The following is a 22,851-nucleotide window of genomic DNA, read 5'->3' as shown; positions in this document are numbered from 1 at the left end:
TCAGTTAAGCAGCAACAGTTTTGTTTTGCGCTTTATCCCACAACTCACCTAAAGCACGCTTGTACTCCGTTGGAAGAACCTTCACAAAACGACCGCGTGCATTTTCCCAATCGGCCAAGAGGGCTTTTGCCCGCTCTGAGCCGGTATAGCGGAAATGACGTTCAATCAAACTCTTCAGAATTTGCTCATCGGTTAAACGTTCGCCGCCATCCTTAACATCGACTGGAGCATGCCATTCAGACTTTGGCATCTTGGCGATTTGCTCAGCTGAAGGCAGAACCTTTTCCAAAGTTGCCATGCTGGTGTTGCAACGCTTACTGAACATGCCGTCTTCGTCATAGACATAAGCAATACCACCACTCATACCGGCAGCAAAGTTACGGCCAGTGGTTCCCAATACAACTACGGTGCCACCAGTCATGTATTCACAACCGTGATCGCCAGTACCCTCAACAACGGTAGTTGCCCCGGAGTTGCGAACTGCAAAACGCTCACCAGCAACGCCATTAAAGAATGCTTCACCGGCAATTGCACCATAGAGGACAGTATTACCCACAATGATGTTCTGTGAAGTATCACCACGGAACTCATGCGGAGCGCGAACGATCACCCGACCACCAGATAAGCCCTTACCAACGTAGTCATTACCATCGCCTACTAAATCTAAGGTAATGCCCCGAGCTAAGAAAGCTGCAAAGCTTTGGCCGGCAGTGCCATTGAGCTGTATATGAATGGTGTCATCAGGCAAGCCTGCATGGCCATAACGCTGCGCCAACTCACCAGAGAGCATCGCGCCCACAGTGCGGTTGACGTTTTTCACTGGAACAATGAAAGACACTTTCTCGCCACGCTCCAGTGCAGGCTCACTCTTTTCAATCAAAATATTATCGAGCGCATTTCCCAAACCGTGATCCTGTGTCAGAACCTGATAGCGTGGAACTTCAGCAGCTACTTGAGGTTCAGCAAAAATCTTGCTGAAATCCAAGCCATGCACCTTCCAGTTCTCAATACCTTTACGGGTATCTAACAAATCAACGCGGCCAATCAAATCATCAAACTTACGGATGCCCAATTGCGCCATGATCTCGCGCGCCTCTTCAGCAATAAAGAAGAAGAAGTTCACAACATGTTCTGGCTTACCAGAGAACTTTTTACGTAGCTCTGGATCTTGAGTGGCCACACCAACAGGACAAGTATTCAAATGACACTTACGCATCATGATGCAACCCTCGACCACCAATGGAGCGGTCGCAAAACCAAACTCATCAGCGCCCAACAAGGCACCAATCACCACATCGCGACCCGTCTTCATTTGACCGTCAGCCTGAACACGAATACGGCTACGCAGGCCGTTGAGTACTAGGGTTTGCTGTGTTTCAGCAAGACCGAGTTCCCAAGGGGAGCCAGCATGTTTAATTGATGAAAGTGGGGATGCGCCCGTACCGCCATCATGGCCAGCGATTACTACGTGATCTGCTTTCGCCTTGGCAACACCAGCGGCAACTGTACCAACACCAACCTCAGAGACCAGCTTCACAGAAACGTCGGCTTTTGGATTGACGTTTTTCAAATCATGAATCAACTGAGCGATATCTTCAATCGAGTAAATGTCATGGTGCGGAGGAGGCGAAATCAAACCTACGCCCGGGACTGAGAAACGCAACTTACCGATGTAGTCAGAAACTTTGCCTCCAGGCAATTGACCACCTTCGCCAGGCTTAGCGCCCTGCGCCATCTTGATCTGAATTTGATCAGCAGAACGCAAATATTCAGTCGTAACGCCGAAACGTCCTGAGGCAACTTGTTTAATTTTGGAACGCAATGAGTCGCCATCCAACAAAGGAATATTGGCTTCAACCACATCACTTCCCAAGACGCTTGCGAGGGTTTCGCCCTTTTTAATTGGAATGCCTTTAAGCTCATTCACATAACGGTTAGGATCTTCGCCGCCCTCACCGGTATTGGACTTGCCACCGATACGGTTCATGGCAATCGCCAGAGTAGCGTGCGCTTCAGTAGAGATAGAACCCAAGGACATCGCACCCGTTGCGAAACGTTTGACGATTTCTTTAGCAGACTCTACTTCATCCAATGGAATTGCTTTTGCTGGATCAATCTTGAACTCGAATAAGCCACGCAATGTCATTTGACGCTTAGTTTGATCATTGATGATATTGGCGTACTCTTTGTAAGTCTGATAGCCCTTATCGGCACCAATGCGTGTGGAATGTTGCAATTTCGCAATCGTGTCTGGAGTCCACATATGGTTTTCACCGCGAATACGGAAAGCATATTCACCGCCAGCATCGAGCATATTGGTCAACACTGGATCATTACCAAAGGCAGAAGTGTGCATACGCAAGGCTTCTTCAGCAACTTCAAATACACCAATACCACCCACGTTAGATGGCGTACCTTTGAAGTACTGATCAATGATGTCGTGGTTCAAACCAATGGCTTCAAAAATCTGTGAGCCGGTATAAGACATGTAAGTAGAGATGCCCATCTTAGACATCACTTTTTGCAAGCCCTTACCAACCGCTTTGATGAAATTCTTAACAGCTTTTTCACCAGATAAATCGCCCGACAAGCCTTTAGCCATCTCGGTCAAAGTTTCCATAGCAAGGTATGGATGAACGGCTTCTGCACCATAGCCAGCCAAGAGTGCGAAGTGATGTGTTTCACGCGCACTACCGGTTTCCACGACGAGGCCAACGCTAGTACGCAGACCTTTTTGTACTAAATGCTGATGGATTGCTGAAGTTGCCAATAGCGCAGGAATCGCCACATGCTTCTCATCTACCTGACGATCACTCACGATCAGGATGTTGTAACCAGAGCGAACCGCATCTGCTGCTTCAGCACACAGTGATGCTAAACGCGCTTCAATACCAGCCTTACCCCAAACTGCTGGATAACAAATATCCAATTCATATGAGCGGAACTTGCCATTGGTGTAGTGACCAATATGACGAATCTTCGTCATATCATCAAAATCTAAAATGGGCTGACTCACTTCCAAACGCATTGGCGGGTTGATGTTGTTGGTATCTAATAAATTGGGTTTTGGTCCAATAAATGACACCAAAGACATCACCATGTTTTCACGGATTGGATCAATCGGGGGATTGGTAACCTGTGCAAACAATTGTTTGAAGTAGTTATACAAAGGCTTGTTCTTGTTGGACAGAACTGCCAATGGGCTGTCATTGCCCATGGAGCCAATCGCCTCTTCACCGTTCATCGCCATTGGGGCCATCAGGTACTTAATGTCTTCCTGGGTGTATCCAAATGCTTGTTGGCGATCTAACAATTTAGCTGCTGGGCGAATCGTATTTTTTTCATCTACTAAGTCAGCCTTGCTAGCATCAACTTCGTCTAACTTGACGCGTACAGCATCGATCCAGCTCTTATAAGGCTTGGCTTTAGAAACAGCATTTTTGAGTTCAACGTCATCAATAATGCGGCCTTGCTCCATGTCGATCATGAACATCTTGCCGGGTTGCAAGCGCCATTTTTGAACAATCTTGCTCTCTGGAATAGGCAATACACCCGCTTCAGATGCCATGATGACCAAGTCATCATCCGTCACGTAATAACGTGCAGGGCGCAAACCATTGCGATCCAAAGTTGCGCCAATTTGACGACCATCTGTAAATGCCATGGCAGCAGGACCATCCCATGGCTCCATCATGGCTGCATGGTATTCATAGAAAGCACGGCGGTTGTCATCCATCAATGCATGCTGTTCCCATGCCTCAGGAATCATCATCATCATCGCTTGGGCCAATGGATAACCGGACATTACCAATAACTCTAAACAGTTATCAAAACAGGCAGTATCTGATTGACCTGGATAAATTAAAGGCCAAAGTTTCTTTAAATCATCGCCAAGAACTGGTGAACTAATGGCGCCTTCTCGTGCGTTTACCCAGTTGACGTTACCTTTAACCGTATTGATCTCACCGTTGTGCGCAATCATGCGATATGGGTGCGCCAATTCCCATGCAGGGAATGTGTTGGTAGAGAAGCGTTGATGCACTAAGGCGAGCGCTGATACAGTCCGCTTGTCTTGCAAATCTTGGTAATAGGCACCTACTTGATTCGCTAACAGCAAACCCTTATAAACAATGGTTCGCGCAGACATAGACGCGACGAAATATTCTTTGCCATGCTTCAAATGTAAATCTTGGATCGCATGACTTGCTGTTTTACGAATGACATACAACTTGCGCTCAAGCGCATCAGTTGTCATGATGTCGCGACCGCGGCCAATAAAAATTTGGCGAATAAATGGCTCAGTCATTTGTACTGTTGGTGACATCGGCAATTTCACATCTACCGGAACATCTCTCCACCCGAGTACTACTTGACCTTCCAAACGCACAGTGCGCTCTAACTCTTGTTCACATGCCAAACGGGATGCGTGCTCCTTAGGTAAGAAAATCATGCCGACACCGTACTCACCTAAAGGTGGCAATGTCACACCTTGTTTGGCCATTTCCTCGCGATACAAAGTGTCAGGTATCTGAATCAATATTCCTGCACCATCGCCCATCAAAGGATCGGCGCCAACCGCACCGCGATGGTCGAGGTTTTCCAGGATCTTCAAACCTTGAGCAACTATCTCGTGGGATTTCTTGCCCTTGATATGTGCAACGAATCCTACGCCGCATGCATCATGTTCATTGCTAGGGTCATAAAGACCTTGAGCGATTGGGCGAAGATCGGTATTCAATTGTGTAGTCATAGTATTTCCGAGTGGCGACAAAGGCCTGAGTACTTTTGGAGGATCAAATATAGGTGAATACCCATGTCGATGCAATAGAAATAAAATGAGTCTGTCCCATTTATTTTGCCACCGCACCAAAATGAATTATCGAAAAAGGGACAGAGTCGTGTATCACTCACGGTCTCTGACCCGAACTATCTCTCTAAGTTGCTGAATTTAAAGAGCTTATCTTTCTAGGGCGCCCACGATGCCGGATCTGAGCTATCTGCGGATTATCTTTAAAGAGTCTTTTGGCGTAAATATCGCTCACCCAAGGCTTGGAGCGCAGTAGGGATTCCGTGATTTGACGATCTTCCCAGTGGGGAGCACCCTCCTTTACAAAATGCGCCCACGCCATTTGCCTCTCAAAGGGTGTATTACCTAATTTCCAAAAATGCTGGTGATCTACCAACCAGGGCTCAGAATTTCCCCCGATATGGCTTACAAAACTGGTCCATGTCGAATCTTGAGGGCTAGATTCATAGCCCGCCCTGACAGGATTGAGCTCTATATAGCGCATGCAGCGCAAAAAATAATCTGGGTCGATCAGAGAGGAGCGGTAGCGTCCTTCCCAAATAGTTCCCGAGCGTTGATGCTGCTGATTGAAATATTGAGCATAGCGTCGACCTAGAGACTGCATCGTTTTGGCAAGCGAGTCTTCGTTTTGCGGTGTCAACAAGAGATGAACATGATTGGGCATTAATGCAAATGCATGTACTGCACAGCCAAACTGTCTGGCTGCTTCTCGCAACCATTCGAGATAGGTACGTCGATCTTCTGGAGTAAAGAAAAGGGTTTCCCGATTATTGCCACGCACCATCACATGCATGACTTGACCAGGGATAACAGTGCGTGCTTGCCTAGCCATGTTGGCAACGAACTACTGTAGGTCGCGTGTACCGCCGCGAGCAAACTCTGGGATAAACCAATCGCCGTCAACCTGCGTGACACCCTCTGGCACCGCACGAGTTTCTTGTGGAATCTCTTTCAAAGCAACAGACATATAAGAAATCCACATTGGCAGAGCTAGGCCACCGCCTGTTTCACGATCACCTAGGCTTGCTGGTTTATCAAAACCAATCCATGCAATAGCGACCACTTTAGGGTTATAGCCCGCAAACCACGCGTCGTGTGATTCATTGGTCGTACCAGTTTTACCCGCAATATCAGCACGCCCCAGCTTTGCACGAGCAGATGCGGCAGTACCAGTCTTAGTAACTTCTTGCAGCATGCTGTCCATCACAAAGGCTGTGCGGGCATCTAACACTCGCGGTGCGCCATCACCCACAGTGGCTGGCTTGGCTTCAAAAATCACAACGCCTTTTGAATCGATCATCTTGTTAATCAAGAAAGGATCGACGCGGTAGCCACCATTAGCAAACACGCTGTAGGCTGAGGCCATTTGCAATGGAGTAACTGAACCTGCACCAAGCGCCATTGTTAAATACGGCGGATGTTTCTCTGGCTCAAAACCAAAACGTTGAATGTATTCCTGTGCGTATGAAGGGCCAATTGCTCGAATGATGCGAACTGAAACCAAGTTCTTTGATTTTGCTAAAGCATTCCGTAAACGCATCATGCCATCGTATTTACCATCGTAGTTCTTTGGTTCCCAGGCTTGGCTACCCGTCTCCATACTGCCAATCGATAGAGGAGCATCGTTCACCATAGTGCTCGGTGTGAAGCCTTTTTCAATAGCGGCAGCATAAATAAATGGCTTGAAGGATGAGCCTGGTTGACGCAGGGCTTGAGTGACGTGATTAAATTGATTGCGACGGAAGTCAAAGCCACCAACCAAGGACAGGATCGCTCCAGTATCTGCATTCATAGAAACAAATGCGGCCTCCACCTGAGGTAACTGGGCTAACTTCCAAACCCCACCATCCAATAAGAGCCTGACAACCGCACCTGGACGCAACCTTTTCTTAGGTTGAGTGCTATCGGTTAATGATGCGGCTGCCAATTTCATGCCTTCACCTTTGAGGGTGATCGTATCGCCCGTGGCAATCATCACCTGCATTTCTTTTGGCTTTACATCTAAGACAACGCCAGACTGCAAATCATCTAATTGCGGATAAGCCAGTAAAGCTTCATCAATGGCGCGCTGACGTTTTACTGGATCCTCAGGAAGCTCAATAAATCCCTCTGGTCCACGGTAAGCATGTCGTAAGTCATACTCAAAAATTCCTCGGCGCACTGCTTTGTAGGCTGCATCTTGGTCAGCCTTCAGTATGGTTGTATAAACATCAATACCTTGGGAATAAATAGCTTCACCATATTGCGCAAACAATAACTGACGCACCATTTCTGCAGGGAAGTCAGCGCGCACAGCAAACTCATTTCCCAGGCCACGAATATGCAATTCTTCAGTCATAGCCTTTTGATACTCGTCAGGAGATATATATCCAAGATCGCGCATACGCTGCAAAATATATTCTTGACGAATTTTGGCCCGCCGGAAATTGCTAACGGGGTTGTAGGCAGACGGTGCTTTTGGCAAGCCTGCCAACATTGCGGACTCTGCAATCGTGATGTCTTTTAACTCTTTGCCAAAATAGATTTGGGCTGCGCTTGAGAATCCATAAGCCCGCTGACCCAAAAAGATCTGATTCATATAGATTTCTAGAATCTTGTCTTTCGTTAGCTGCGACTCAATTTCCCAAGCCAATAAGACTTCATAGATTTTTCGACTAAAGGTTTTCTCGTTACTTAAAAAAAAGTTTCGAGCCACCTGCATCGTGATCGTTGAGGCGCCCTGCGATAAGTGCCCGCGCAAATTGGTAACCGTGGCCCTCAAAATTCCAACATAATCAACTCCGCCATGAGAATAGAAACGATCATCCTCAATTGCTAATACAGCATTGCGCATACTCAAGGGTATCTCTGCAAGCGGAATGACTCTGCGACGCTCTTCGCCAAACTCACCAATGAGCACCTTATCTGCCGTATAAATACGCAGAGGAGTTTTAGGGTTGTAATCTGTTAAAGCAGAAATTTTTGGCAAATTAGGCTTCGCCACTAAGAATGCATAGCCCACCAATACCATCACCATCACGGCAATCACTACGCCAATAATTAAAACTGCTTTGATCAGCGGACTACTGGAAGATTTACGTGGCGTACCTGGATCAAAGCGAGGCTGACCTGGACGTCTATTGAACTGACGAATTGGCCGCTGATTTGGCGTTGGCTTGTCATTTGGAGGTAAGGCCATATGTTCGAATTATAGGGTGCTTAAGCAATTTAACTAAATCCTCCAAAAACCCTGTAAGAGTCAATTTCTGCCGCCTTTCTGACGCTCAATTCAAAGTATTCTGATTGCCCTACAAGTCTAGGTCCAGAAAAATGGTGGCATGCCATCTCGCCACATATCTCCGCAATCCTTTGATGAAATTTTGAGTGAGCTTGGGGATGATCCAGCAATTCCTGATCCTCATGGGATCCGTAAAACATCCGCGCCCAAAACCGCCCATCAACAGCCTAAAAATCCATCCAAAGTGCGTCAGCCCCTCGATGCTTTGAGCGCTCTTACTGCTGGACCTCAAGTTCAAAAATTGGGACCGTTTATCGGGATTGGCCTTTGTTTGATTGGCCTTTCTCTCGCTCTATTTATTGCCTTTGAGTCCATCGAATCCCGCTCAGAGTCTCTCATTCAGGAATCGCAAAATCAAATTTCTGCGCTCCAAAAGGAATTAGGTCTATTGCGTACAGAATTACAAAATATCGAGGATAATCTATATGAGGAAATAGATTTATTAGAAGTAAGCATTCACTCTTTAAAAGAAAATAAGCCTCTTTTCAAAGGAAATCCCAAGCCTCAGCCCACCCCCCATGAGTCTGAACTCAAAAATTGGCGCTTTTTAGGCACGGCTCAAATTCGGGGGTCTCACCAAGCGTTTTTTCATACCGGCAAAAAGAATGGGGCGTTTCAAAAAGGCGCTCTTGTTTTAGGGGACTGGCGTTTAACGCAAATCGAAAAAGAGTTTGTCACCCTAACCCATCCCCTAGGAAAAACACTCGTTCTCAAATCCACTAATCCGAACTTATCTGGACCGTAACTGCATGCCTAAAGTTTTTAAAAGATTCGTTACGTGGCTCCTCCTATTTCTTACATTTTCAGTAAATCCGGTCGGCGCCAATATTTCTGGAAATTTCTCTCCCGAAGATCCTATCAGTTTGCAATTTAACGATATTGAGCTTGTGGAACTGTTGCAAGCGCTTGCCAAATTAGGGGGCAGCAATTTCTTATTAAGTGAATCCATCAAGGGGCGCATTACGATTGACCTAATAAATACGCCATGGCAAACCGCTTTGCACTCCATTCTTGCTAGCAGGGGTCTGCGATTAGTCCGCAATGGAGATATCTATTGGATTGGTCCACATGCAGAAATTCAAGCATTTCAAAAACACCGGCGTGACGATGCAGCACTGCCTTTTGGCGGAGATCATATTAATAGCCCAAGGCAGATTTTGATTGAAGCGCGCATTGTGGAGGCAGATGAACGCTTTGCCCGAGAGCTTGGTGTAAAGCTTGGCTACCAAGCCAACTCTCTAAACAACTCCGACCAAAAGGTTGTCGGCAATATGGATTTATCTGGAGCGGGTTTAAACGGCTTTCATCCAGCAACCATCGCAGCTACCCTAGTTTCTCGAAATGGGAGCCGACTTCTCCAGATGGAGCTCTCAGCCCTTGAGTCGGACGGGCAAGGAAAGATTCTCTCGAACCCACGGATCATGACTGGCGATCAGGTAAAGGCCACTATCGAACAAGGTACTGAACTGCCCTATCAAACTACGTCCCAAAATGGCAGCAAACTACAATTTAGAAAAGCCAACTTGCGCCTTGAGGTTCTGCCCAAAATTCACCCAGATGGAAAAATATCTATGCTGGTGGGGATCAATAAAGACACCATTGGGATGAAAACAGAGCAAGGATACGCGATTGATACCAAAAGTCTGAGCTCTGAGGTCACCGTTGAAAATGGTGGAACAGCCATCATCGGCGGAATTTTTCAGACCACCGAACGAGAAGATGAAGTCAAAATCCCACTCCTGAGCGATATTCCCCTCATTGGCCATTTATTTCGCCATAAATCTAAATTGCAAGATAAAACTGAGCTTCTGGTCTTCTTAACACCTACCGTTCTTGATAAACCCTAATAAAATCGAAGGGTGAATTCCTCGAAAAACAATATTTTTCTGATCGGCCTGATGGGCGCCGGGAAGTCGACCGTAGGTAAAGTGTTGGCAAAGAAACTCGGGCGCCGATTTTTGGACGCCGATCATGTGATCGAAGAGCGTTGTGGTGTCAAAATTCCTGTCATTTTTGAAATGGAAGGTGAGGAGGGTTTTCGTAAACGAGAGGCTCAAGCCATTCGTGAGATTACCGCTGAACATGACATTGTTTTGGCTACTGGCGGTGGCGCTATTTTGCTTCCTGAAAATCGACAAGCGCTTAAAGAGCGTGGCATCGTAATTTATTTGCATGCCAATCCGGCCGAACTGTGGCATCGCACTAAAGGCGGGGAAGGTCGCCCTCTTTTACGCAATGGTGATGCCAAAAAAATTCTTGAAAATTTATATGCGATACGCGACCCACTTTATCGTGAAATCGCCGATCATGTGATTGAAACTGGCAAACCTAGTGTCAATCAATTAGTCAGCACCTTAATCATGCAACTCGAACTTTCCGCTTAAATATATTGGCACTCTGATGAAAACACTAGAAGTTGATCTTGGCAACCGCAGCTACCCAATTTATATTGGCACTGATCTCATTGATCAAGCAAGTCTATTTGTTGCCTGCGAAAAAGCAACTTCAATCTACATCGTTACCAATACTACGGTTGCACCTCTTTATGCAGCTCGCCTCACCAAGACTTTAGAAACCTTTGGCAAGCCTGTGAGAACGATTACCCTGCCTGATGGAGAGTCTTATAAGGACTGGAAAAATCTTCAGCTCATTTTTGATGACCTCCTAAAATTTGGAGCAGATCGCCAAACCCTGTTAATTGCTTTAGGTGGCGGTGTTATCGGCGATATGACAGGGTTTGCGGCTGCTAGCTTCATGCGCGGCATTCGCTTCATTCAAGTTCCAACCACCCTGCTTTCTCAAGTAGATTCTTCGGTTGGAGGAAAAACTGGCATCAATCATCCTTTAGGTAAAAACATGATTGGCGCTTTTCATCAGCCCGTGGCCGTCATTGCCGATTTAAACACTCTCAAAACTTTGCCGCCTAGAGAGCTATCCGCCGGCCTTGCTGAAGTTGTAAAACATGGTGCAATTGCTGATGCCTCGTTTTTAGATTGGATTGAAGCCAATGCAGCGGCCTTATTAGCATGTGACACGACTGCTTTAGGGCACGCCGTACTGCGATCTTGTGAAATTAAATCTGCAGTTGTATCTGCTGATGAGAGAGAGGGCGGCATTCGTGCCACCCTGAATTTTGGCCACACCTTTGGACATGCAATTGAAGCTGGTATGGGTTATGGCACATGGCTCCATGGTGAGGCAGTTGGCTGCGGCATGGTAATGGGAGCTGATTTATCGCACCGACTTAATCAGATCAGCAAGGCTGAACTCGATCGGCTCACCAAGATTATTCAGTCCATGAACTTGCCTATTGTTCCACCTCAATTTGGCGCTGCTCGCTATATGGAGCTAATGCAAGTTGATAAAAAAACTGAGGGCGGACAAATTCGTTATGTACTTCTAGAAAAGATTGGGAAAGCCCAAATCAAAAGCGTACCCGATACAGTAGTTCTAGAAACCCTCGCCGCTACCGGAGCGGCTTAGATCAGCTGAATTTTGAGGGCTTGACCAGCCTGAGCACTGGCAAATTCAGTCAAATCGCTTAACAGTTCTTTACCGGTTTTGGTATCGAGCCACAAAGGCTTAGCCATAGTACCCGCCCAACGATAGTGATATCCACCTGATTTGGCGGCCACCCAGATTTCATGAAGCGGTGGCTGGGTATTGACCACAATCACACTTTTATCCCGAAAACGAATGTTGATCACATTACCCCCTTGACGCTCAATATCGAGATCAAGATCCAATTGGTCATCAGCAGTCTCTAGAGCAAGTTCGATTGACTGCAATAAATTGCTGCCTAACTGGTGAAACTGCTTGTCATCAATGGCTTCGACACTCAAATTATTTGGATTCATATTGGAGTCCTGCATGCTATATTCAATCATTCGTTTTAGAGACATTCATGATAGCGATTCTCAATAGAGCCCTGTGCATTAGCCTCCTAATAGCCCTTTCTGGATGTGGGGTTAGGGGACCACTCTTTATGCCCAATGTGCCCCCTGTGCCGCCAGCCCCTACTGAGCCCGAACCTCAAGGTAAGCTCTATCCACCTCAAACTCCTGCTAGTACTAGCAATCCATCACCGGTAAAGCAATGACAAGCAAAGCAACTCCTCTTCCAAAACTATCAGGCTTTAGCGAGCAGGGTGGCAATTGGTTCGCTGAAGAAATTCCGCTCGCGGATCTCGCAAAAGAATTTGGCACCCCACTGTATGTTTACAGTAAAAAGGCACTGACTGAGGCCTACCAAGCGTATGACAAAGCCTGTATTGATAGCAAAGGCAAACGTCGCGCTCGAGTTCATTACGCAATGAAAGCGAATAGCAATCTAGCAGTAATTGATTGCTTTAAAAAACTAGGGGCAGGTTTTGACTTAGTGAGCGGAGGTGAATTAGCGCGCGCACTAGCTATCGGTGCAGACCCCGAAAGTCTGGTGTTTGCTGGCGTCGGCAAATCCTCTGAAGAAATTGCCCAAGCCCTAAACGCTGGTGTCAAATGTATCAATGTGGAATCCATTGCAGAACTTCACAATATCAATCGGATCGCCGTCAAGCTTCACTGCCGCGCTCCAATTTCATTGCGCGTCAATCCGGATGTGGATGCACAAACGCACCCTTATATCTCTACAGGCCTCAAAGGAAATAAGTTTGGCATTGCGTATCACGAAGTATTAAAAACCTATCGCGAAGCATCCCAGCTTTCACAAATTGATGTTGTTGGTATTGATTGTCATATTGGATCTCAAATCACAACAACTGCGCCGTACTTAGATGCACTCGATAAAGTGTTAGATTTGGTTGAGCACCTTAAAAGGGAAGGCATCGTGATTCACCACTTAGACCTAGGTGGGGGTCTTGGAATTTCTTATGGTGATGAAACACCGCCTGATATTACTGAATTCACTAATACTCTTTTGAACCATGTAGCAGAGCGAGGTTTTGCGCACCTTGATGTTGTGCTTGAGCCAGGTAGATCCTTGGTGGGCAATGCAGGTGTGCTTCTCACCAAAGTGGAATACCTTAAACCAGGTGCCGAGAAGAATTTTTGCATCGTTGATGCAGCAATGACTGAACTCATGCGTCCAGCCTTATATGAAGCCCATCATGGGATTGTTCCGGTTCGGAGCAAAGATGCCAAGGCCTTAACTTACGACGTAGTCGGACCAGTCTGTGAATCAGGAGATTGGTTAGGGAGAGATCGCAAACTTGCTGTGGAAGAGGGAGATCTTCTAGCCATTCTGTCTGCAGGAGCGTATGGGTTTGTTATGGCATCTAACTACAACACGCGCCCTAAACCCGCTGAGATTATGGTTGACGGAAAAAATGTTTACGTCATTCGAGCTCGTGAAAAAATAGCTGACTTGTTTGCAAGTGAGAATGTTTTACCGAAGTAATTCAGAAAACTTGCAGATAAATAAAAACCCCGCTACTTGAGCGGGGTTTTTATTTAAAGTCGGTATCTGATTAATGCAAGCCAGCAATGTAATCTGCCACTGCCTTCATCTCTTGATCTGACAATTTCGTAGCGATGGTTGTCATCATTGGGCCATTCTTACGAGTGCCGTTGCTGAACGCCACCAACTGCGCGTAAGAGTAGTCTGCCCATTGGCCGCCTAAGAGTGGGTATTGAGCCGGAATTCCAGCACCATTAGGGCTATGACAGCCCGCACAAGCTGGTAAGCCTTTAGCTGCAATACCACCGCGATAAATGCTCTGACCCAACTGAATGGTTTCTTTGTTTTGAGCAACGCCTTGGGAGGCGGGCTGCTTACTCAAGAAGGCTGCAATATTCACCATATCTTGCTCTGTCAAAGTAGCTGCCATTCCCATCATGATTGGATTAGCACGAGAGCCCTCTTTAAAGTTTCTCAATTGCTTAGCCGTGTAAGCAGCATGTTGTGCTGATAATTTTGGCCATGTGCCAATTGCACTCTGGCCTTTAGGGCCGTGGCAAGTAATACAAGCAGTCACGCCGCGACTTGCGTCGCCATTAGAGTAAAGCGCCTCACCAGCAACAGCATCAGCCTTTGGCTTGCCAGGAACTTCAGCCTTGACCGCAGGTGCCATCGGATCAGCATCAGCAGCAATTACTGCACCAGAAATACCGATCAGAGCGAAAATAGAGAGAACCGCAAAACCAGCACGCAAGCTAGTGAATTTGGAGATTTGGGAGGTTTGACGCATTATGTTTACCTTGGCAAAAATTCCTAAAAGTGTTTGGGCCCTGCATTTACAACCTTTTTACCCAACACCATGAGATATTTCATGATTTTGCGTGATTTTACAATAGCTTCTGGACATGTCTAAACTCTTTCAAGCCCGATTCGCGACCACAGTCAATGACACCCATTGTCTGCCAGCCACACCCCTGCGTGAAGTGGCCTTTGCTGGGCGCTCAAATGCCGGCAAATCTAGTGCAATAAACGTCCTTTGCAACCAAAAAAGACTCGCTTTTGCCAGCAAAACCCCTGGCCGCACCCAGCACATTAACTATTTCGGTCTTTTTGCCAAAGATGACCTTTTGGCCTATTTAGTGGACTTGCCGGGATATGGATACGCTGCCGTAAACCATGAGACCAAATATCACTGGAATAGCCTTCTGAGCGACTATCTTCAGGAGCGAGAGCAATTGGTTGGTATGGTCCTCATTGTGGATGCCAGACGTGGCATTACCGATCTGGATGAGCAAATGATCCAATGGTTTGTCCCAACCGGTAAACCCATCCATATTTTGCTCAGTAAATGCGACAAGCTCAATAAGAGCGAGTGCAAGCATGCCTTAGAGGCAGTTCAGAAACAGTTGCAACAATATGACCCAGCTTTACCAGATGGCACAGGGGAGTCTAAACAGCTGACAGCACAATTATTTTCCAGCACTAAACGCATTGGCCTAGAAGAGGCAGATAATTTAATTATTAAATGGCTATTTGAAGCAGAAACCCATGAAGAAGAAATCATCAACTAATACCTTGCTCAGCTTTCCAATACACCGCCCTCGCCGGATGCGTCGTGATGACTGGTCACGCCGTCTCATGCAAGAAAGCAGCCTTACGCCAAACGATTTGATTTATCCCGTCTTCTTGCTAGAGGGCAAAGGTCAATCTGAGGCAGTGGCTTCGATGCCTGGTGTGAAACGGATGTCTTTAGACCTACTTTTAGATGTTGCACAAGAATGTGTTGATTTAGGAATCCCAGTTCTTGCCCTCTTTCCAGTGATTGATGCCGCCTTAAAAACGCCGGATGGTAAAGAAGCCTTTAATTCTGATGGGCTCGTTCCAAATGCGGTGCGCACACTTAAAAAACATTTCCCAAACTTAGGAATCATGACCGATGTTGCACTCGACCCCTACACGAGCCATGGTCAAGATGGTGTGCTGGATAAAGATGGGCGCATCTTAAATGATGAAACCACTGCAATCCTGGTACAACAAGCATTGACTCAAGCAGAAGCAGGGGTAGATATCGTTGCACCCTCTGACATGATGGATGGTCGCATTGGAAAAATTCGCGAAGCGCTTGAGAAACAGAATCTCATTCATACGCGCATCATGGCCTATTCGGCAAAATATGCGTCTGCATTTTATGGTCCATTTCGGGATGCAGTAGGTTCAGCCAAAAATCTCGGCAAGGCGGATAAGAAAACCTATCAAATGGATTGCGCCAATGGCGACGAGGCTTTGCGGGAGGTTGCACTAGATATTAGTGAAGGTGCCGACATGGTAATGGTCAAGCCTGGCATGCCTTATTTAGATATCGTAAGGCGCGTTAAGGATGTTTTTAATTACCCAACATACGCCTATCAAGTCAGCGGTGAATACGCCATGATTAAAGCGGCTGCACAGAATGGCTGGTTAGATCATGACGCAGTAATGATGGAATCGTTACTGGCATTTAAGCGGGCTGGGGCTGATGGCATTTTGACTTACTTTGCGCTTGAAGCAGCGCGTTTATTAAAAGCAACTAAGTAAATCTGTTTTAGTTGCCCTTAATTGTTACCTGTTTTAAGCGTTCAATAAAACGTTGTGGTGGCATATAGCCAATGACTCGTTGATCCTTGAGCTCTTCTGAATTTTGGTTGAAGATCAAAATTCCTGGAGGGCCAAATAATCCAAATCGCTTAAGCAATGCCTGGTTCTCAGGGCTGTTTGCAGTAACATCTGCCTGCAATAAAACCAGTTGCTTGAGCTGATTACCGACCTCAGGGTTTGCAAAAGTATTGACTTCCATTTCTTTGCAACTAATGCACCAGTCTGCATAAAAATCTAGCAGGACAAACTTGCCCTCTTCCTTGGCTATACCCAGCTGGGCATCCAACTCAGCAAGCGTATGAATCACCAGAAAAGATAATTCTCCAACTTGATGAATTCTCTGCCCATTGATTGTTTTGACTGATCCAATCGGCTCATTTTTCAGAATTAATGGCGATGCAATCCAAGCTGCCGTTGCCACCAATAGGATGCCTAAGGTACGTTGTAACCAAACCATCCACATGCCTGTAGATGGAATCAAAATACGTGCCTCGATCGCAATCAATAGGAGTGGCAGACCCATGCCCAGCGCCATTACAAAGAGCAATCCTGCCCCCAGGCTGATTGACCCAGTCTGGGCAATAAAGGCCAACACACCTGCAAGTGGGGCCGTAATGCACGGGCTAGCCACCAAAGTGGAAATTCCACCCAAGGCAAATGCCCCAAACACGCTACCGCCCTTTTGGCGCCCCGCTAGTTTATCGATATGCTGATGCCATGAGTGTGGCAAACGCAGCTCATAGAGCCCAAATAGGCTGCCTGAGAGGATCAAAAGTAGTACTGCAAAAGCTGCTAGTGCAAGCGGGCTTTGGAGAACCCTTTGCACACTCCCGCCCAATGCTGCCATCAATGTTCCTGCTAAGGCATAGACCAAAGCCATGCCAAGTACATATGCCAGTGCCAGGGCACTAGCGCGTCTCTTGGAAATTGCTTTGCCATCTTGGGTCCCAAAAATCACGCTCGATAAAATAGGCAGCATTGGTAGAACACAAGGCGTAAATGCTAGCGCTAAGCCCAAAATAAAAAAGGCTAAGAATAAATAAGCATTAGAAGTGCCCTCTAAAAAGCGGCTGATTGCATTGATATCATCTCGCTCACGCCAAAGATCAAACACACTAAATTGGGTCACTTGCTGATCTGCAGTATTTTGCAAACTATCCAATGCTTCAGGTATCGGCGCTGCCTTAACCCCAGGAGCCGCTAATAAAAATTTCAATGTCATTGGCGGATAGCAGATACCAGCTTCTGCGCAACCTTGTAGGGCGACATCAATATGAATAGGCTTGCCAGTAATGGTTTTAACATCTAGCAACACTATGAAAGGCTGCTTGTAGATTTGTAGTTTTTTCTGAAAAGTTTCATCAAACTTCTCAATCCCCACTGGCAGTGCAGGCCTTATTTTATATAGCTTTCCAGCCTCAGTACCCGCCTCGAATTGAAGTGATTCTTGATAGATGTAGTAGCCTTTGGAAGGCATAAATTCCAGTTCAATTTGATTGGAATTTTCTAACCAAGTAGCTTCGACTCGGAATGCTTTTTCTGGGGGCAGGAAATCCGGTGCAGCGAAAACTTGTGCCGATAACAGCACGAGCAATGCGATAACGGTTTTCAGAAAAGATTGCATTCTCATGCTTTCGAATTTACCTCAGCTTGTACCCACTCACCATATTGCTGATCGTATTGCTCTGGGGAAAATGCCAAAATTTCAGGTAGATCGTAGGGATGGCTATCTTTAATAAAGATGCAAATCTCGTCCCATCGGTGCGCTACTGTCTTGGCAGATAAAAGAACCTCCTGCTCTTCGCACACCTTGCCTTCCCAGCGATATATGGAAGATATCCCTTCGGTTATCTGTACGCAGGCTGCGAGCTGAGCCTCTACTAGGGCTCGAGCTATGGTGCTAGCGGACTCCATATTTGGAAGGCTCGTAACGACCACTAAAAGCTTATTGGAATTCACTGAGGGAGCTTGAGGCATAGCGTATTTATAACCCGTAAATGAAAAAAGCCAGACCGAAGCCTGGCTTTATATGCGGCCGTGAGACTTAAGCCTCTTCAGCTACTACTGCTGTTTCTTCAGCTTCTGGACGATCAACCAGCTCTACTAATGCCATTGGAGCATTGTCGCCATGACGAAAGCCAAACTTCAAAATACGAAGGTAGCCACCTGGACGTGTTGCGTAACGTGGGCCGAGCTCAGTGAAGAGTTTGGTCACGATATCGCGATCACGAGTGCGATTGAATGCCAAGCGACGGTTTGCCAAGTTATCTTTTTTACCCAAGGTAATCAAAGGCTCAACAACCATGCGCAATTCTTTTGCTTTTGGCAAAGTGGTTTTAATCACTTCGTGCTCCAAAAGAGAATTGGACATGTTGCGCAGCATCGCCAAGCGATGTGAAGATGTTCTGTTTAGTTTGCGTAAGCCGTTTCCGTGACGCATGATGCTTCCTTTCTAATTATTTCTCGAGGTTAGCTGGAGGCCAGCTTTCGAGTTTCATGCCAAGACTTAAACCACGAGCAGCCAATACGTCTTTGATTTCATTCAAAGACTTACGACCCAAATTAGGCGTCTTCAACAATTCATTCTCTGTACGTTGAATCAAGTCACCAATGTAGTAAATGTTCTCAGCCTTCAAGCAATTTGCAGAGCGAACTGTGAGCTCGAGATCATCAACCGGACGCATCAACATTGGATCAACCATTGAAGAGCGATTTGGTGCTAAATCACCAGAAACTTCGCTGCTCTCAAGAGCTGCGAATACTACCAACTGATCCACCAAGATGCTAGCTGCCTGACGAATCGCTTCCTCAGGAGACAACACACCGTTGGTTTCAATAGTCATTACGAGACGATCGAGGTCGGTGCGTTGCTCAACACGAGCAGACTCAACAGCATAGCTAACACGGCTAACTGGGCTAAAAGAAGCATCCAACACGATACGGCCAATGATCTTAGTAGTTTCGTCGTTGTACTGACGTACGTTACCTGGAACATAGCCACGGCCTTTTTCAACCTTGATCTGCATATCCAACTTGCCACCAGCCGACAAATGCGCGATGACATGATCAGGGTTCATGATTTCTACATCATGTGGAAGATCGATATCTTTTGCTGTAACGACGCCTGGGCCTTCTTTACGCAAATTGATAGTGACTTCATCGCGTGACTGCAACTTAAATACGATACCTTTGAGGTTGAGCAAGAGATTAACAACATCTTCTTGAACGCCATCTAAAGTGGAATATTCATGAACTACACCTGCAATCGCTACTTCAGTTGGTGCATAACCAACCATTGAAGACAAGAGTACGCGACGTAATGCATTTCCGAGTGTGTGGCCATAGCCACGCTCGAACGGCTCCATAACAACCTTAGCTTGGTTGGCGGTAAGCGCTTCAACAGAAATAATTTTTGGCTTGAGCAAATTTGTTTGCATATTTTTTCCTTGAGAGTGCCTAATTAGCGTGAATACAATTCGACGATCAAACTTTCATTAATTTCACCGCTGATATCTTCGCGGTCGGGCACTTGCTTAAATGTTCCTTCCAGCTTGGCTGCATCAACTGAAACCCAGGTAACTGCAGACATTTGCTGAACCAAATTGAGTGATTCTGCAATACGCGCCTGTTTCTTCGCTTTTTCGCGGATCGCAACTACATCACCAGGTTTAACCTGAATGGATGGAATATTCACAGCGCTACCATTTAAGGTAATCGCACCGTGAGAAACCAACTGACGTGCTTCTGCGCGAGTTGAACCAAAGCCCATGCGATAAACCACGTTGTCGAGACGTGACTCTAGCAACTGGAGCAAAGTTTCGCCAGTATTGCCCTTACGACGCTCAGCTTCTGCGAAGTAACGACGGAATTGACGCTCTAATACGCCATAGATACGTTTAACCTTTTGCTTTTCACGCAATTGATTACCGTAATCCGATGTTCTTGAGCCAGATGTACGACCATGTTGACCAGGCTTAGTATCTAACTTGCACTTGTCTGACAGGGCGCGACGTGCGCTCTTTAAAAATAAGTCGGTACCTTCCCGACGTGCTAATTTGGCCTTAGGCCCTAAGTAACGTGCCACGATGCTTTCCTTTCTTTGCCGCAGTCTTACGACCGGCGGTGAGTTCACCCTTTAATTCAGATGAACAGTGGGCTTTTAATAAAAAACTACAAAACTTGTACTACCAACTTCCTAGCTTAGATACGACGACGCTTAGGAGGACGGCAACCATTGTGTGGAACTGGGGTAACGTCTTGAATCTCAGTGATCTTGATACCCAATGAGTTCAATGCACGAACCGCGGATTCGCGACCTGGACCTGGGCCCTTGATCTGAACTTCCAAATTCTTGATACCGCATTCAACAGCAGCTTTACCAGCAACCTCTGCAGCTACCTGAGCAGCAAATGGCGTTGATTTACGTGAGCCTTTGAAGCCCTGACCGCCAGAAGTTGCCCATGAAAGCGCATTTCCTTGACGATCAGTGATCGTAATAATGGTGTTGTTAAAAGAAGCATGAACGTGTGCGATGCCGTCAGCAACGTTCTTTTTAACCTTCTTGCGAGCGCGCTGTGAAGCAGCGGAAGCGGATTGTTGTTTTGCCATGTCAATAAACTTTCTTGATTATTTCTTCAGTGCGATGCCAGACTTACGTGGGCCCTTACGGGTACGCGCATTCGTCTTAGTACGTTGACCACGAACAGGCAAGCCCTTACGATGGCGCACGCCACGATAGCAACCCAAGTCCATCAAACGCTTGATGCTCATAGTTACTTCACGACGAAGGTCACCTTCGGTAATGAACTTACCAACTTCATCACGCAACTTTTCTAAGTCGCCGTCAGTCAGGTCTTTTACTTTTTTGTCGATAGCAACACCTGTGGTTTCACAAATTTTGCGTGCACGAGTTGTGCCAATGCCAAAAATTGCTGTTAAACCGATAACAGTATGTTGATGATTTGGGATATTTACCCCAGCGATACGTGCCATGAGATTTCCTCTTAATTAACCAGATCAGCCTTGACGCTGCTTATGACGTGCATCTGAAGAACAGATCACGCGCACAACGCGTTTGCGCTTAATGATCTTGCAATTTCTGCAAATACACTTAACGGATGCTAAAACTTTCATAACTCACCTCTTAAAAATAGGTACTACTTAATCTTTACTTCGCTCGGAAAATGATTCTGGCGCGCGTAAGGTCGTAAGGAGTCATCTCCACTGTTACCTTATCTCCCGGCAAAATACGGATGTAATGCATCCGCATCTTTCCGGAAATGTGCCCTAGAACCACATGTCCGTTTTCTAGCTTCACGCGAAACATCGCATTCGGCAAATTCTCTACAACTTCCCCCGCCATCTGAATTACATCGTCTTTAGACATTCAGTTAGGCGCCCATCTTAAAGTTGGCTTTTTTCATCAAAGAGCCGTACTGTTGCTGCATCACATATGACTGAACTTGAGCCATAAAATCCATCGCAACCACAACAATAATCAACAGTGAAGTACCGCCGAAATAAAACGGCACGTTGTACTTCAACACTAAGAATTCTGGCAACAAGCAAACCAAAACCATATAAATCGCACCAGCCAAAGTCAAACGCACCAAGATCTTGTCGATGTAACGCGCTGTCTGATCACCGGGACGAATTCCTGGAACAAATGCGCCGCTCTTTTTCAAGTTATCTGCTGTCTCACGGCTGTTAAATACCAAGGCGGTATAGAAAAAGCAGAAGAAAATAATCGCTGCAGCATACAAAATGGTGTACACAGGCTGACCTGGGGCCAAAGTAGCTGCCAAATCTTTAATGATGCGACTAAAAATATTTCTTGGCTCACCGGATGTAAACCAGCCAGCAATCGTTGCAGGGAACAAAATAATAGAAGAAGCAAAAATAGGAGGAATAACGCCTGCCATATTTAACTTCAATGGGAAATAAGAGGACTGACCGCCATAGATCTTGTTGCCAACTTGACGCTTAGCGTAGTTCACCAAGATGCGGCGCTGACCACGCTCTACAAACACCACAAAATAAGTCACTGCTACGCAAATCACAACGATCAATAGCGCAGAAACAATGTTCATTGAGCCGGTACGCACCAACTCTAACAGGCTAGCTAATGCATTTGGCAGGCCAGAAACAATACCGCCAAAAATAATGATGGAGATACCGTTACCCAAACCACGCTCAGTAATTTGCTCGCCAAGCCACATCAAGAACATGGTGCCAGTAACTAAAGTAACTACTGTATTCAATTCAAACATCAAGCCTGGATGCACTACTAAACCTGGCTGTGCTTGCAGGGCAACAGAAATTCCTAAAGCCTGGAAAGTAGCCAAGAATACAGTGCCATAACGGGTGTACTGGGTAATTTTGCGCTGACCAGCTTGGCCTTCTTTTTTCAAAGACTCGAGTGAAGGCACAACAATCGTCATTAGCTGCATGATGATTGATGCAGAAATGTAAGGCATGATTCCCAAAGCAAAAACGGTGAAGCGAGATAAAGCACCGCCTGAGAATAGGTTAAACATTCCCAAGATACCGTCTTTTTGACCAGCAAATAACTGCGCCAATTGGTCTGGATCAATGCCTGGAACAGGAATATGAGCACCTAAACGGAACACGATCAAAGCCAGCACCAAGAAAATCAAGCGTTGGCGTAATTCGCCAAACTTGCCTCCTGTTGCAGTGCTTGTGTTATTGGTAGGTGCTAATGCCATGTTGAGTAAAAGTT

The 22,851-nt window shown here is 46.3% G+C and carries 23 protein-coding genes; 8 read left to right on the top strand and 15 right to left on the bottom strand.

Features of this window, described 5'->3' with window-relative positions:
- Positions 1–4: 4 nt before the first annotated feature.
- From IEN92_RS04025 to IEN92_RS04015, 3 genes are all read right to left on the bottom strand, one after another.
- A complete protein-coding gene (locus tag IEN92_RS04025) occupies positions 5–4,750 on the bottom strand; it encodes a glutamate synthase-related protein (RefSeq protein WP_216160763.1) in 4,746 nt (1,581 codons plus the stop codon).
- Between the two features lie 184 nt (positions 4,751–4,934).
- Complete coding sequence (locus IEN92_RS04020) at positions 4,935–5,639, bottom strand: transposase (RefSeq protein WP_215374730.1); 705 nt, start codon at positions 5,637–5,639, stop codon at positions 4,935–4,937.
- Positions 5,640–5,651: 12 nt separating this feature from the next.
- Positions 5,652–7,985, bottom strand: coding sequence for a penicillin-binding protein 1A (locus IEN92_RS04015; RefSeq protein ID WP_215374727.1), 2,334 nt, complete (start codon positions 7,983–7,985; stop codon positions 5,652–5,654).
- A gap of 139 nt (positions 7,986–8,124) precedes the next feature.
- Between IEN92_RS04015 and IEN92_RS04010 the strand changes: the two genes are divergently transcribed.
- From IEN92_RS04010 to aroB, 4 genes are read left to right on the top strand one after another with little or no spacing between them, the layout of a single operon-like run.
- A complete protein-coding gene (locus tag IEN92_RS04010; RefSeq protein WP_216160760.1) occupies positions 8,125–8,829 on the top strand; it encodes a hypothetical protein in 705 nt (234 codons plus the stop codon).
- 4 nt (positions 8,830–8,833) lie between these two features.
- The gene (locus IEN92_RS04005; protein WP_216160757.1) at positions 8,834–9,931 is read left to right on the top strand and encodes a type II and III secretion system protein; all 1,098 of its coding nucleotides are present in this window, start codon (positions 8,834–8,836) and stop codon (positions 9,929–9,931) included.
- 12 nt (positions 9,932–9,943) lie between these two features.
- Positions 9,944–10,468, top strand: coding sequence for a shikimate kinase (locus IEN92_RS04000; RefSeq protein WP_216160754.1), 525 nt, complete (start codon positions 9,944–9,946; stop codon positions 10,466–10,468).
- A gap of 16 nt (positions 10,469–10,484) precedes the next feature.
- Positions 10,485–11,567: a 3-dehydroquinate synthase gene (gene aroB, locus IEN92_RS03995; RefSeq protein WP_215376705.1), complete on the top strand. Its 1,083-nt coding sequence runs from the start codon at positions 10,485–10,487 to the stop codon at positions 11,565–11,567.
- On the opposite strand, the gene cyaY is transcribed toward aroB, so the two are convergent.
- On the bottom strand, positions 11,564–11,941 hold the full coding sequence (gene cyaY / locus IEN92_RS03990; RefSeq protein WP_216160751.1) for an iron donor protein CyaY: 378 nt from the start codon (positions 11,939–11,941) through the stop codon (positions 11,564–11,566). The two genes, aroB and cyaY, sit on opposite strands and share 4 nt — an antisense overlap.
- A gap of 47 nt (positions 11,942–11,988) precedes the next feature.
- Here cyaY and IEN92_RS08945 point away from each other — a divergent pair, with 47 nt between their 5' ends.
- Together IEN92_RS08945 and lysA are read left to right on the top strand one after the other, a co-directional pair.
- Positions 11,989–12,183 carry a lipoprotein gene (locus IEN92_RS08945; RefSeq protein WP_223146549.1) on the top strand — a complete coding sequence of 65 codons (195 nt, stop codon included), beginning with the start codon at positions 11,989–11,991 and terminating at the stop codon, positions 12,181–12,183.
- Complete coding sequence (gene lysA / locus IEN92_RS03985; protein WP_216160748.1) at positions 12,180–13,478, top strand: diaminopimelate decarboxylase; 1,299 nt, start codon at positions 12,180–12,182, stop codon at positions 13,476–13,478. Before IEN92_RS08945 ends, lysA begins: the two co-directional genes overlap by 4 nt.
- A 70-nt stretch (positions 13,479–13,548) precedes the next feature.
- Here lysA and IEN92_RS03980 read toward each other — a convergent pair whose 3' ends face one another.
- Positions 13,549–14,268 (bottom strand): cytochrome c, encoded by a 720-nt coding sequence (locus IEN92_RS03980; RefSeq protein ID WP_216160745.1) that lies wholly within the window; start codon positions 14,266–14,268, stop codon positions 13,549–13,551.
- A 115-nt stretch (positions 14,269–14,383) separates the two neighbouring features.
- Here IEN92_RS03980 and yihA point away from each other — a divergent pair, with 115 nt between their 5' ends.
- Positions 14,384–15,049 (top strand): ribosome biogenesis GTP-binding protein YihA/YsxC, encoded by a 666-nt coding sequence (yihA, locus tag IEN92_RS03975; protein ID WP_216160742.1) that lies wholly within the window; start codon positions 14,384–14,386, stop codon positions 15,047–15,049.
- Positions 15,027–16,052: a porphobilinogen synthase gene (gene hemB, locus IEN92_RS03970; RefSeq protein ID WP_215374704.1), complete on the top strand. Its 1,026-nt coding sequence runs from the start codon at positions 15,027–15,029 to the stop codon at positions 16,050–16,052. The genes yihA and hemB overlap by 23 nt, the downstream gene beginning before the upstream one ends.
- 7 nt (positions 16,053–16,059) lie before the next feature.
- Here the strand turns inward: hemB and dsbD are convergent, their stop codons facing one another.
- From dsbD to secY, 10 genes are all read right to left on the bottom strand, one after another.
- Positions 16,060–17,742, bottom strand: coding sequence for a protein-disulfide reductase DsbD (gene dsbD / locus IEN92_RS03965; RefSeq protein ID WP_216160739.1), 1,683 nt, complete (start codon positions 17,740–17,742; stop codon positions 16,060–16,062).
- On the bottom strand, positions 17,739–18,089 hold the full coding sequence (gene cutA, locus IEN92_RS03960) for a divalent-cation tolerance protein CutA (RefSeq protein ID WP_216160735.1): 351 nt from the start codon (positions 18,087–18,089) through the stop codon (positions 17,739–17,741). Before cutA ends, dsbD begins: the two co-directional genes overlap by 4 nt.
- Before the next feature lie 67 nt (positions 18,090–18,156).
- The gene (rplQ, locus tag IEN92_RS03955) at positions 18,157–18,552 is read right to left on the bottom strand and encodes a 50S ribosomal protein L17 (RefSeq protein WP_215374697.1); all 396 of its coding nucleotides are present in this window, start codon (positions 18,550–18,552) and stop codon (positions 18,157–18,159) included.
- 16 nt (positions 18,553–18,568) lie between these two features.
- The gene (rpoA, locus tag IEN92_RS03950) at positions 18,569–19,549 is read right to left on the bottom strand and encodes a DNA-directed RNA polymerase subunit alpha (protein ID WP_215374694.1); all 981 of its coding nucleotides are present in this window, start codon (positions 19,547–19,549) and stop codon (positions 18,569–18,571) included.
- Between the two features lie 23 nt (positions 19,550–19,572).
- Positions 19,573–20,196 (bottom strand): 30S ribosomal protein S4, encoded by a 624-nt coding sequence (gene rpsD, locus IEN92_RS03945; protein WP_215374691.1) that lies wholly within the window; start codon positions 20,194–20,196, stop codon positions 19,573–19,575.
- 116 nt (positions 20,197–20,312) lie between these two features.
- A complete protein-coding gene (gene rpsK, locus IEN92_RS03940) occupies positions 20,313–20,720 on the bottom strand; it encodes a 30S ribosomal protein S11 (RefSeq protein WP_011901923.1) in 408 nt (135 codons plus the stop codon).
- Positions 20,721–20,738: 18 nt separating this feature from the next.
- The gene (rpsM, locus tag IEN92_RS03935) at positions 20,739–21,104 is read right to left on the bottom strand and encodes a 30S ribosomal protein S13 (RefSeq protein WP_215374689.1); all 366 of its coding nucleotides are present in this window, start codon (positions 21,102–21,104) and stop codon (positions 20,739–20,741) included.
- Between the two features lie 24 nt (positions 21,105–21,128).
- The gene (gene rpmJ, locus IEN92_RS03930; RefSeq protein WP_012357167.1) at positions 21,129–21,245 is read right to left on the bottom strand and encodes a 50S ribosomal protein L36; all 117 of its coding nucleotides are present in this window, start codon (positions 21,243–21,245) and stop codon (positions 21,129–21,131) included.
- A gap of 34 nt (positions 21,246–21,279) precedes the next feature.
- Entirely contained in the window at positions 21,280–21,498 is a 219-nt protein-coding gene (gene infA / locus IEN92_RS03925; RefSeq protein ID WP_068320132.1) for a translation initiation factor IF-1, read from the bottom strand.
- A 4-nt stretch (positions 21,499–21,502) separates the two neighbouring features.
- Entirely contained in the window at positions 21,503–22,837 is a 1,335-nt protein-coding gene (gene secY, locus IEN92_RS03920) for a preprotein translocase subunit SecY (protein ID WP_216160732.1), read from the bottom strand.
- Positions 22,838–22,851: the final 14 nt, after the last annotated feature.

Source organism: Polynucleobacter sp. MWH-Creno-3A4 (assembly GCF_018881885.1).
In the GTDB taxonomy this organism is placed as follows: Bacteria; Pseudomonadota; Gammaproteobacteria; order Burkholderiales; family Burkholderiaceae; genus Polynucleobacter.
The sequence above is the reverse complement of the archived record's forward strand: the minus strand, read 5'-3'. Positions and strand labels throughout refer to the sequence as shown.

Bases quoted from the DNA above. Each gene is read 5' to 3' on its own strand.
- IEN92_RS04025 (WP_216160763.1), bottom strand. From the start codon at position 4,750: ATGACTACACAATTGAATACCGATCTTCGCCCAATCGCTCAAGGTCTT.
- IEN92_RS04020 (WP_215374730.1), bottom strand. From the start codon at position 5,639: ATGGCTAGGCAAGCACGCACTGTTATCCCTGGTCAAGTCATGCATGTG.
- IEN92_RS04015 (WP_215374727.1), bottom strand. From the start codon at position 7,985: ATGGCCTTACCTCCAAATGACAAGCCAACGCCAAATCAGCGGCCAATT.
- IEN92_RS04010 (WP_216160760.1), top strand. From the start codon at position 8,125: ATGCCATCTCGCCACATATCTCCGCAATCCTTTGATGAAATTTTGAGT.
- IEN92_RS04005 (WP_216160757.1), top strand. From the start codon at position 8,834: ATGCCTAAAGTTTTTAAAAGATTCGTTACGTGGCTCCTCCTATTTCTT.
- aroB (WP_215376705.1), top strand. From the start codon at position 10,485: ATGAAAACACTAGAAGTTGATCTTGGCAACCGCAGCTACCCAATTTAT.
- cyaY (WP_216160751.1), bottom strand. From the start codon at position 11,941: ATGAATCCAAATAATTTGAGTGTCGAAGCCATTGATGACAAGCAGTTT.
- IEN92_RS08945 (WP_223146549.1), top strand. From the start codon at position 11,989: ATGATAGCGATTCTCAATAGAGCCCTGTGCATTAGCCTCCTAATAGCC.
- lysA (WP_216160748.1), top strand. From the start codon at position 12,180: ATGACAAGCAAAGCAACTCCTCTTCCAAAACTATCAGGCTTTAGCGAG.
- IEN92_RS03980 (WP_216160745.1), bottom strand. From the start codon at position 14,268: ATGCGTCAAACCTCCCAAATCTCCAAATTCACTAGCTTGCGTGCTGGT.
- yihA (WP_216160742.1), top strand. From the start codon at position 14,384: ATGTCTAAACTCTTTCAAGCCCGATTCGCGACCACAGTCAATGACACC.
- hemB (WP_215374704.1), top strand. From the start codon at position 15,027: ATGAAGAAGAAATCATCAACTAATACCTTGCTCAGCTTTCCAATACAC.
- dsbD (WP_216160739.1), bottom strand. From the start codon at position 17,742: ATGAGAATGCAATCTTTTCTGAAAACCGTTATCGCATTGCTCGTGCTG.
- cutA (WP_216160735.1), bottom strand. From the start codon at position 18,089: ATGCCTCAAGCTCCCTCAGTGAATTCCAATAAGCTTTTAGTGGTCGTT.
- rplQ (WP_215374697.1), bottom strand. From the start codon at position 18,552: ATGCGTCACGGAAACGGCTTACGCAAACTAAACAGAACATCTTCACAT.
- rpoA (WP_215374694.1), bottom strand. From the start codon at position 19,549: ATGCAAACAAATTTGCTCAAGCCAAAAATTATTTCTGTTGAAGCGCTT.
- rpsK (WP_011901923.1), bottom strand. From the start codon at position 20,720: ATGGCAAAACAACAATCCGCTTCCGCTGCTTCACAGCGCGCTCGCAAG.
- rpsM (WP_215374689.1), bottom strand. From the start codon at position 21,104: ATGGCACGTATCGCTGGGGTAAATATCCCAAATCATCAACATACTGTT.
- rpmJ (WP_012357167.1), bottom strand. From the start codon at position 21,245: ATGAAAGTTTTAGCATCCGTTAAGTGTATTTGCAGAAATTGCAAGATC.
- infA (WP_068320132.1), bottom strand. From the start codon at position 21,498: ATGTCTAAAGACGATGTAATTCAGATGGCGGGGGAAGTTGTAGAGAAT.
- secY (WP_216160732.1), bottom strand. From the start codon at position 22,837: ATGGCATTAGCACCTACCAATAACACAAGCACTGCAACAGGAGGCAAG.